Raw genomic sequence first — 8,009 nt, forward strand, 5'->3', positions numbered from 1 at the left:
ACCATATCGCTGCGCGATATGCAAGCGAACACCCGCGCTGCGCGCGGGTGTTGCGGTCACGCGGAGCGTGAGGGCTGGCGGGACGCTGCGCGTCCCGCTCACCCGCCTTGCTGCGCAAGGCGGGTGAGGCTCCGTTCGCTGCGCTACCGGAGCTGTGGGGCCTGCGGCCCCACAGGGGGCTTCCGCTGCGCTCCAGCCACCCGATGGCGCGATGCGCCACACAAAGGCCGGCCCCGCTGCGCGGCGCCTGGCCGCGGGCCTTCGGCCCGAGCGGCAACAAGGGGGGTCTGGTGGTGTGGTCGAAGCAGCCCGCCGGCTTGAGCGGCCCGGCTCTCACGGCGGTGTCAGGACTGCGGATCGCTGCCCTCGCCAGGGAACGCCGCGTACAGGGCTTCAGCATGCACCGCGTCCCATTGGCTGATCAGCAGGCGCTCCACCCCGCCCTCGTGCCGGCGCAGTTCGATTTCCTGTCCCTTGTCGAACTCCACCCGCACCTGGGGGTTCCTGCAGACCGCCACGGCCTCGCCGCGCATCATCTCGAACCAGATACCGCGTATGGCGTACTGGAGGTCGTTGCCCCGGTGGCGCAGTACTCCTACCCGGCGGTCGGTCAACAGAAGTGAAGCGCGTCGTGGGAGCAGGCCCCACAGTGTGCGTCCGTATGTCACCGCGCAGCCGGCTGTCATCCGCTCGCCCTCAGGAACCCACTGGGTCAAGCGTTCTCGGTCCACCGACCACTTGGCCGCTTCCATCGCCATTCCCTCTCGGCTTCCGTACGACCGCGTCACTGTTCGGTGCTCCTGCCCGGAGGCAGTACAAGGGAGCGGGCTGGCCGAGGTGGTCAAGCAGACGGGCGGCCGGTGATGGTCGGCAGGGTCGTTGTCCCGATCCGCCGGTAGGTCCTGAAGCCGTACACAGTCATCGCTGTCCAGATGACGGTACTGGCCAGAGGCCACCACAGGTCCCGTCCCCCTTCGCCCTGGACGAGATTGACGATCCAGCTGACCGCCCAGCTGGCCGCGAGAACAAGTGCCGCCCACCTGGCCCACCGCCAGATCCGCATCGTTCCTCGGGCACGGGTTGCCTGTGTGCTCTGATCATCCTGTCGCAGTCGTGTGCCATCCATACCTATCCGCCTACCCCCTGCCCTCCCCTTGCCTCCCGACGTCTGGGAGAGGGCCGAAAACAGACGGCCCCACCGGCTTCAGAGATGCTCACAGGGTTCGGTCCTGCCAGGGTCCTTCATCCAGCCACACCGTGAGGGCTATTTATTGGCCAGAGCAGTTGAGGGCGACGACCTCCAACCAAGCCCGCGAAGAGGCGCAGAAACACGAGGAGACCAGGGGTCGCGGGTGGTACTGCCTTACCGGCAGTTGGTCAGGCGTGCGCGTGGCGTGGTGCGGTGGCCCTGTGTGATGCGGCGTGGTGCGCGGGGCGTCGCGAGCCTGCGGCCTGAAGGCGGTGTAGCCATAGGGAGGCTGTGAGCAGGAGGCCGCTGAAGGCGGCCAGGAGGAGGGCGGATACCCACATCTGCCGGCTGCTGGGAAACTGCCAGGCCGTCCAGGCGGTCAATACCGCCCACAGCAGGGCGCCTCCCGCGTAGAAGGCGCGGACCCGGCGCAGCTGCCGCACGGCCCGCAAGGACATGACGCGATCAGTTGTGGATGCCATGCCGCCCCATGTACCCCAGTGCACACTCTTCAACGGGTCGGGTTGGTCGGGGTTCGTCCTTCGGTCGTCGTTCACTCTTGCTGCTGGGTGCGTCCTTCGAAGTCGCGTCGCACTGCCGCGCCTTGGTCCTCGACCAGCCCTGCAGTGTCGGGGAGGTCCAGGACGGCGTTGCAGTGGTTGCACAGTTTGCCGTCTTCGGCCGGCGTGCCGCACGCCTTGCAGAACCGGTTGCCCTCGTCGGTTCCTGTCTTCTGTGTCATGGCTCTCTCCTGCAGGGTGGACAGTGATGGGGAGGGAGTACCCCGGAGGTCTGTGTTGATTCTCTGCTTGTTCTGCTTCATTCTATGCGTGCGATAGACTCTGGAGTTGGATGGGGCCATCGATGTGAGTTCCGTGGCCCGCTTGAGGGTGGTCATCTGTGTCCCGGAGCAGAGGTGTGACTGCGGTGTCTTGGTAGGGCGTCGTGCCCCATCCATGGCGATGGCATGCTGGTTGCTGGCCTTTGGCGCGTGGGATTTTTCGTCCAGCCTGCAGAAAAGGGCAGATCGGAATGGCTGTGAAGGAACTCCGTCCCCACCAGCGAGAAGCCGTGGACGCGGTACTTCGGGCACTCGAATTTCCTGGAAGATCTACTGTGCCGGAGCGGGGGCTGCGCACTCAGGTGATCATGGCGACCGGAACCGGGAAGACCCTCGTGGCCACCCGGAGCGCGGAGGAGCTCCGTGCGGGCCGCGTGCTCGTCCTCGTTCCTTCGCTGGACCTGCTCGCCCAGACCGAGACCGCGTGGCGCGAGGGAGGCCGGACAGGCCCGATGATCGGGGTCTCGTCCCTGCACGGTCATGAGGTGTCCTTCCCCAACACCACAGACGTGGACGAGCTGGTTGAGTGGACTTGCCACCTGGACAAGGTCACCGTGTTCGCCACGTACGCCTCACTCGGGCTCGGCACACTCGAACGCGCACACGCCGCCGGCCTTCCGGGATGGTCCCTGATCGTCGTCGACGAGGCGCACCGGGTTTCGGGCAGGATCGGGAAACCGTGGGCGGTCGTCCACGACAACACCCGCATCCCCGCCCTGCGCCGCTTGTACATGACCGCCACTCCCCGGCTGTGGCAGCTCGACGAGGACTCCGAGCAGGGCGCGCCGGGTGAACTGGTGGCCTCGATGGAGGACGATCCGGACGGGCCGTTCGGCAGCAGGGCGTTCACTTTGACGCTCTCGGAGGCCATCGACAGGGGAATCTGTGCCCCCTACCAGGTCGTGTGCCTGGACATCACCGACACACAGCTCCAAGCCGCACAGCTCCTGGGCGAGGACGCCCGCTCCGAGCAGGTACGCGGGGCGCGGCTCGCCGCCCTGCAGACCGCTCTGGTAAAAGCCTCTGCGGAAGAGGGCTTTCAGCGCACTCTCGTCTTCCACCACCTGGTGAAGGAGGCCGAAGCGTTCGCGGCCGGCCTCCCCCACGTCTCCGAGCGACTGCATTCCACCGACCCGGAGCTGTACCCGCGGATGGTCTGGGCCAACTGGCTGTGCGGCGACCACAAGCCGCTCCACCGGCGCCGCGTCCTGGACGAGTTCTCCAGGGGAATCGCTGCTGACGGCACCGTCGTGGAGAAGACGTTTCTTGGGTCCGTTCGCGTGCTCGGCGAAGGCATCGATACATCCCACTGTGACTCCGTGTACTTCGCCGACGTACGCGGCTCCATGCCCGACCTCGTTCAAGCCGTCGGCCGCGCACTGCGCATGCAACCCGGCGAAGGCAAGACCGCCTCCCTGGTCGTACCGGTACTGCTCGGACCCGGAGAAACGGCCGACAGCATGCTCACCTCGCGGGCGTTCGGTGGATTGGCGAAACTGCTCGAGGCACTCCGCGCACACGATGCCCGCATCGTCGAGCAGCTCGCCGAGCAACAAGCACGAAGCCGTGTCAGGGGTGTGCAGAGCCGCAGCGGGGCGGAAGGCGAGGGAGCCGAGAGCGACCGACTCTCGGTGCCGGCCCGGGAACTGCTGAAGTTCAGCACACCGCGCGACCCCGCACAGCTGGCAGCATTCATCAACCTCCGCGTCCTCCACCCCGAACACCAGCACTGGCGGCGCGGCATCGAAGCCGCCACCATTTACGTCCGCGAGCACGGGGACCTGAAGGTGCCGTTCACCTACCGCGTCCCCGACAACGGGAGCGAGGAGGCTAAAGCCGAAGGGTGGCCGGCCTCCCTCGCAGCCTTCCCACTGGGGCAGTGGATCGCCGACGCCCGACGCCTTTACACCCGCGGCGACATGGACGAAGACCGCATCAAGCATCTGGAGAAGCTGGGCATGGTCTGGTCGCACTACGACGTCGCCTGGGAAGAGGGCCTTGCGGCCGCGCGCGGGTGGGCCGCCGAACACGGGCACCTCCTGGCACCCACGGACGCCACCTACCAGGGATACCGGGTGGGGATCTTTCTGAAGAACGCGCGGGCCGCGGCCCGGCGAGCACAGGAGAACGAGCAGCGGCGTGCCAAGGGCCGGCCCGTGCAGTCAGCGGCCGGGGCACTCTCGGAAGAACGGTGCGAACAGCTCGAGGACATCGACCCGTCATGGTGCCCGGCCTGGCCCGTGGAATGGCAACGCGCCTTCCACCTCACCCGGCAGCACCTGGAGGCTGGCGGCGCACTGCCGATGGAGCCCGGGGTGGTCGTCCACCAGGGCGAGGATCTGGGGCGGTGGGTGCGCTCGGTCCGGCTCGGGTGGGACAAGCTCACCGCCGTCCAGCAGTGGATGTGCGAACACGTCCTCGGCATCGAACCCGCCACCGACGACGAAAAACCCAAGCCCCGCACGAGCCAGGCCGAGAAGTGGGCGCTCCACCTCGCCGCCGCCCGGCAGTTCTACGAGCGGGAGAGACACCTTCGAGTACCGCGCAAGCACATCGAGACGATCACCGTGGGCGGGGACGGCGGTGAGGGGGACGCCAGTAGCGGCGAGGACCAGGAGGTCCGAGAGCTCCGGCTCGGGGCATGGGTAGGTAACCAGCGGAGCAGGGCCGCGACGCTCTTACCAGAGCGCGTGGAGCAACTGGCCGCCATCGGCATGCGCTGGACATGACCATGCACGCAACCGCCTGATCATGACAGCCCACCGTCACCCTGGCATGGGTCGACTTCCTCGGAACCAGCCGGTGGCCGTCGCCGCACCTGCAGGGCTCTGACCTTGCCCCAACACACGCCGTTTCCAGCGCATCCCCAGGAGGGGCTCAGTCGCTCTGGGACGTAGTCTTCGATTCTCCGTGAAGGCGGGGCCGTTCCGACTCCTCTTCGTCGGCCAGGTCGGCTTGGTCCGGAGCGTCACCGCTCCACGCGACGGGCGGTGTCGGCGCCGTAATCGTCTGCGGTTCGTCGGAACCCGGGCGGACGCTCGGCTGGGATCCCGGTGTATGGGACGTCTGCACTTCGTCATCGGAGTTCGTCATGAAGTGTGTGTTCCCGCCGTTCTCATTCGAATGCCCTGATCAAGCCAGCTGGCGATCATCGTCATGCCGAGAACCTAGGAACCCCCCGGTTATGGCGGGCTAGCCTGGTGTGAGGCCGTGACAACGTGCCTGCGGTGACCGCTTGCGTTCCGCTGGCGACGGCAGCCGCAGACCGGGACGCAACCAGCGCATCGGCTCGGACATGGAACACCTCTCACATTGTGACCCATGAAACGTACGGATGGCGTTCGATCGACGCACGTATTGCGTACGAAGTGCGTGGTCTGTCACATGAAGCTCGTCGGCGTTGTTCCGGGCCGGTAGTGGGCGACCCCTGCGTATGACATGCCCAGCGATGTGGTGCGTACCTTGATGTCGAGTTCATCTGCGAGGGTGAGCAGGCGGGTGGAGCGCAGGATGCGTGGCAGTAGGCCGACGGGGGCGAGGCTGTCGCGGACGTGAGCGGTGCCGGCCGGGCCGCGGCGCGTCCGGGTGAGGCGTGTGACGAGCAGGTGGGGGTTGTCCGAGCCGAGGCGGCGTCGATGTTCTTGGCAGCGCTGCAGGGCCCCCCAAGTCGCGTCGTCCAGCGGGAGGGCCACTGACCTGCCGGGAAACTGAACGCTCTGGTGATCAGGGTCGATTCCGGTGTCGGTGAGCAGGCGTAGCTCCGTGATCGTTGCTGCGTGGAGCAGGGCGGCGAGTCCGATGAAGGCCTCGTGCGGGTGGATGTCCTGCTTGGTGGTCCACCGTCTGTGCAGGGCTCGCTGCTGAGCCAGTGCGAGGGTAGGTCCATGAAATCCCCGTTGCTGCACCGCGGTTATCGGGTCGGCGAGGTTGTGGAGGACCGCCTTGGAGCGGTAGGCATAGGCGAAGAACTGACGCAGTCCCGCGAGGCGGGAAGCACGACGGGCCGGGGCGAGGGCCAGGAAGTATTCCAGCTGCGCGGTGGTGACACTCGCCCAGTGCACATGGCCCTCGGCGTAGAGGTGGAGGGCCAGGTCACGGACGGCGTCCAGGCGGATCTCGGTGGTCTTCAGCTGGTTCGGCCGTAACCCCAGCTGCTGGGCCTGCTCACGCTGGTGCAGCAGGAAGTCGGCGAATTTTCTGACCTGGGGGCGCAACAGGGCGGGTGTGGCCTCGATACGGCGTGCGCGGCGGGCTGCAGCTCGTCGACCGGCGAGGTCCAAAGGTGGGTCGAGGTGGCCGTGGGTTCGGAAGAAATCGGTGAGTGCTCCGACAAGTCCGGGGGCGTCGTTTCGGGCGTGCGCGAGCAGGGTGCGGGGCTCAGAGGTCGTGGTTGTGAGGACCAGGCGCGCGGTGGTGGCGACGACGTCGGCCGCATAGATCGGGTGGCGGTGCCCAGCCAAGTGAGCGGCGAGGTCGCGCCACCAGGAGGGCGGGGTAGGCATGCGCTCTGCCCAGCCGGCCGCGCGGGTCAGGACGGTGTGCGGTGAATGCTCGTAGCAGCGCTTGCACAGGCCTTTGGCCCACTGGCCGCTGGTGCGGCACCGTGTGCAGCATGCCGCAGGCAGGGCGTTGGCGGGATCAGCACAGGTCCGGCAGCGTTGAGTCGTCGCGTCGAGGACGCGTCGGCGTCCGCAGTGCTGGCACTGCCCTCGTTCGGGCTGTCCGGCGGCGCGGTGTCTGCACGCCGCGCACCGTTGTTCCGCTGATCGGCGAGGGGCGCCGCATGTGGTGCACGTGCGCGAGCACCAGGGGCAGCGGCCGGTGTCGGTGCGCAGCCAACGCAGTCTGTGGCAGGCCGGGCAGTTGTCTTTGACGGTCAGGGATGCGGCACCGGGGGCCACGGGCGGGTTCTTCGCAGGCTCGGATACGGTCACAGCGGTGGCAGGGATCGGTGGCGGGGTACGGGCTGCTGCGGAGAGGGCAGTGGGGCCGGCTCGGGGGCGGTGCGCGGCGAAGGAGCTGGGGACGCGGCGGGCTCACGCAAGGTCAGAAGGTCACCTGGGGTGCAGTCGAGCGCGGCGCACAGGGCGGCCAGGGTGGACAGCTTCACCTGGGATGGCTGTTTGGTGAACAGCGCGGACAGCGATGCCGCGGACAGCTTGAGGCCGGCTCGCTCAGCCAGGAGACGGCGCAGCTCGGTGCCTGTCCAGATGCCGCGCTGCGCTGCAGCCATCCGCAGCTTCCACTCCACCTGTTGCGGCGGGTCCGCAGGGTCGATGGCGTGCAGCTGGGGTGTGGTCATCGGTGCTCCTGGCTGTAGTCAGCCGGCCAGGCCGGTGATGGCGGTACGGGTGGCGCGGCGCCAGGCGTCCTCGACGAAGGTGCGACAAGGCCGGACGTAGGCCATGGTCGCGGCGATATGCCGGTGACCCAGCAGTTGCTGGACGGTGAGCAGGTCCATGCCCTGCTCGTAGTGGTGGGTCGCGCAGGCGCGGCGCAGGTCGTGCGGGGTGAACCGGTCGTCCTGGGGGCGGCCTTCCAGATCCAGAAGGTGGGAGAGCCGATCCCGTACGGTGTCCGGTTTCAGGTCCTGCCCGTGGATATCGCAGAAAAGCGGGGCGGTGTCAGGGAAGAAGGGGCGGACATCGTTCTGGTACCAGGCAAGGATCCGGTCCAGCCCGTCGAGCATGGGTGTCCATCTCGGTCGCGGTCCCGAGGCGTTGGCCGCCTTGCCGAACCCGGCGCGGCCACACCCGCAGGACCTGGACATGGCTCCATCATGCCCCGGCCCTCCTTCCGGCGGAGGGATTATGTTCGGCCCTGTGGGCGGGTGGGGGAAGCAGAGCGGGGGGGGCGGGGCCGGGCCGCGGGGGCCCCCCCCGGGGGGGGGGGGGGCCCCCCCCCCGGGCGCGGGCGGCATTAATGCGGGGGGGGCTGGTTGGTCACGGAATGACCAACCACCAAGGGGTGGGCCCACAC

General features: G+C 68.0%; 6 protein-coding genes. 1 reads left to right on the plus strand and 5 read right to left on the minus strand.

What is annotated here, in order from left to right; genetic code table 11:
- Positions 1-344: 344 nt before the first annotated feature.
- Both ACGFQC_RS17130 and ACGFQC_RS17135 read right to left on the minus strand, forming a co-directional pair.
- Positions 345-752: a hypothetical protein gene (locus ACGFQC_RS17130; RefSeq protein ID WP_363091659.1), complete on the minus strand. Its 408-nt coding sequence runs from the start codon at positions 750-752 to the stop codon at positions 345-347.
- A 990-nt stretch (positions 753-1,742) separates the two neighbouring features.
- Complete coding sequence (locus tag ACGFQC_RS17135) at positions 1,743-1,931, minus strand: hypothetical protein (RefSeq protein WP_363091658.1); 189 nt, start codon at positions 1,929-1,931, stop codon at positions 1,743-1,745.
- 290 nt (positions 1,932-2,221) lie between these two features.
- Here ACGFQC_RS17135 and ACGFQC_RS17140 point away from each other — a divergent pair, with 290 nt between their 5' ends.
- Positions 2,222-4,759, plus strand: a complete 2,538-nt coding sequence (locus tag ACGFQC_RS17140; protein ID WP_363091657.1) for a Helicase associated domain protein — start codon at positions 2,222-2,224, stop codon at positions 4,757-4,759.
- 651 nt (positions 4,760-5,410) lie between these two features.
- Here the strand turns inward: ACGFQC_RS17140 and ACGFQC_RS17145 are convergent.
- The 3 genes from ACGFQC_RS17145 to ACGFQC_RS17155 all read right to left on the minus strand — a co-directional run bounded on the left by ACGFQC_RS17145 (position 5,411) and on the right by ACGFQC_RS17155 (position 7,719).
- Positions 5,411-6,532 carry an integrase gene (locus tag ACGFQC_RS17145; RefSeq protein ID WP_363091656.1) on the minus strand — a complete coding sequence of 374 codons (1,122 nt, stop codon included), beginning with the start codon at positions 6,530-6,532 and terminating at the stop codon, positions 5,411-5,413.
- 428 nt (positions 6,533-6,960) lie between these two features.
- The gene (locus ACGFQC_RS17150) at positions 6,961-7,332 is read right to left on the minus strand and encodes a helix-turn-helix transcriptional regulator (protein WP_363091655.1); all 372 of its coding nucleotides are present in this window, start codon (positions 7,330-7,332) and stop codon (positions 6,961-6,963) included.
- An 18-nt stretch (positions 7,333-7,350) separates the two neighbouring features.
- The gene (locus tag ACGFQC_RS17155) at positions 7,351-7,719 is read right to left on the minus strand and encodes a tyrosine-type recombinase/integrase (protein ID WP_363091654.1); all 369 of its coding nucleotides are present in this window, start codon (positions 7,717-7,719) and stop codon (positions 7,351-7,353) included.
- Positions 7,720-8,009: the final 290 nt, after the last annotated feature.

Origin of the sequence: Streptomyces sp. NPDC048734 (assembly GCF_043198675.1) — a bacterium.
Taxonomy (GTDB): Bacteria; Actinomycetota; Actinomycetes; order Streptomycetales; family Streptomycetaceae; genus Streptomyces.

What these genes read in the sequence shown, in the direction of transcription:
- ACGFQC_RS17130 (WP_363091659.1), bottom strand. Translation starts at nt 752, where the DNA reads ATGGAAGCGGCCAAGTGGTCGGTGGACCGAGAACGCTTGACCCAGTGG.
- ACGFQC_RS17135 (WP_363091658.1), bottom strand. Translation starts at nt 1,931, where the DNA reads ATGACACAGAAGACAGGAACCGACGAGGGCAACCGGTTCTGCAAGGCG.
- ACGFQC_RS17140 (WP_363091657.1), top strand. Translation starts at nt 2,222, where the DNA reads ATGGCTGTGAAGGAACTCCGTCCCCACCAGCGAGAAGCCGTGGACGCG.
- ACGFQC_RS17145 (WP_363091656.1), bottom strand. Translation starts at nt 6,532, where the DNA reads ATGCCTACCCCGCCCTCCTGGTGGCGCGACCTCGCCGCTCACTTGGCT.
- ACGFQC_RS17150 (WP_363091655.1), bottom strand. Translation starts at nt 7,332, where the DNA reads ATGACCACACCCCAGCTGCACGCCATCGACCCTGCGGACCCGCCGCAA.
- ACGFQC_RS17155 (WP_363091654.1), bottom strand. Translation starts at nt 7,719, where the DNA reads ATGCTCGACGGGCTGGACCGGATCCTTGCCTGGTACCAGAACGATGTC.